General features: G+C 55.0%; 1 protein-coding gene. It reads left to right on the top strand.

Annotation, left to right across the window (positions count from 1 at the left end; all coding sequences use genetic code 11):
- Positions 1 to 71: 71 nt before the first annotated feature.
- Positions 72 to 1,159, top strand: a protein-coding gene (locus G5358_RS21160) for an IS3-like element ISAs22 family transposase (RefSeq protein ID WP_088821966.1) whose coding sequence is annotated in 2 segments (ribosomal slippage) — positions 72 to 324 and positions 324 to 1,159 — 1,089 coding nt in all. Because the reading frame shifts where the segments join, the coding sequence is not laid out codon by codon here.
- Positions 1,160 to 1,198 lie beyond the last annotated feature (39 nt).

Here is a 1,198-nt window from a genome sequence, read left to right as displayed (position 1 = left end):
GGTAATCCCCCCGAAAAACTGAGGTGCTCATAAGTAGAATTTTCTCGTATCTTGAACGCAGGAGGTTCTACATGAAAACATCACGCTTTAGCGATGCACAGATCATCGCCATCCTCAAGCAGGCCGAGTCTGGTTCACCCGTCCCTGAGCTCTGCCGTGAGCATGGCATCAGCTCCGCCACCTTCTACAAGTGGCGCTCCAAATTCGGTGGCATGGATGCCTCTCTCATGGCGCGCCTCAAAGAGCTGGAAGAGGAAAATCGTCGCCTTAAGAAGATGTATGCCGAGGAGCGCCTAAAGGCTGAGATCATCTCCGAGGCGATGGCAAAAAAGTGGTGACGCCATCTGCCCGCAGGGAGATGGCGACCAAGGCTGTGGCTCATTACGCCATTTCTATCCGTCTGGCTTGCCAGGTGTTCAAGGTGAGCGAGGGTTGCTACCGTTATCAGCCCGTGCTGGCTGATGAAAACCAGGAGATTGCCGACTGGCTGCTGCGCCTCACCGCCAACCAGCGCAACTGGGGTTTCGGACTGTGCTTCCTGTACCTGCGTAACGTCAAAGGCTTTGGCTGGAACCACAAGCGGGTCTACCGGATCTATCGGGCGCTAGAGCTCAATCTGCGGATAAAACCCAAGAAGCGGCTAGTGCGGGCCAAGCCGGAGCCGTTGGCAGTCCCTGACCAACCGAATCACTGTTGGTCGATGGACTTTATGCATGACCAGCTCAGCGATGGTCGTTCGGTGCGGTTGTTTAATGTGATCGATGACTTCAATCGCGAAGCACTGTGCATCGAGGTGGATTTTTCCTTGCCTGCCTCGCGAGTCAAACGGGTGCTGGAGCAGGTCATCGAGTGGCGGGGCAAACCAGCCGCAATCCGCTGTGATAATGGTCCGGAATACATCAGCGAAGAGCTCAAGCAATGGGCGCAGCAGAAGAGGATTGCGCTGAGGTATATCCAGCCAGGCAACCCGCAGCAGAATGCCTACATAGAGCGATTTAACCGCACTGTGCGTTACGACTGGTTGGGCCATTACCTGTTTGAGTCACTGAATGAGTTACAGGAATTTGCCACGAACTGGCTGTGGGTTTATAACCATGAGCGGCCCAATATGGCGCTGGGCGGCTACACGCCGAAACAGCGCTTGGCACAGGCCGCATGACCTCTACTTTTGAGTGCTCCAAAAAATGGGGGGATTACC

This window comes from Aeromonas sp. 604176, from assembly GCF_049170755.1.
GTDB lineage: Bacteria > Pseudomonadota > Gammaproteobacteria > Enterobacterales > Aeromonadaceae > Aeromonas > Aeromonas veronii_A.
Note: the sequence above shows the minus strand (reverse complement) of the source record. Positions and strands in the feature narration are given on the sequence as shown.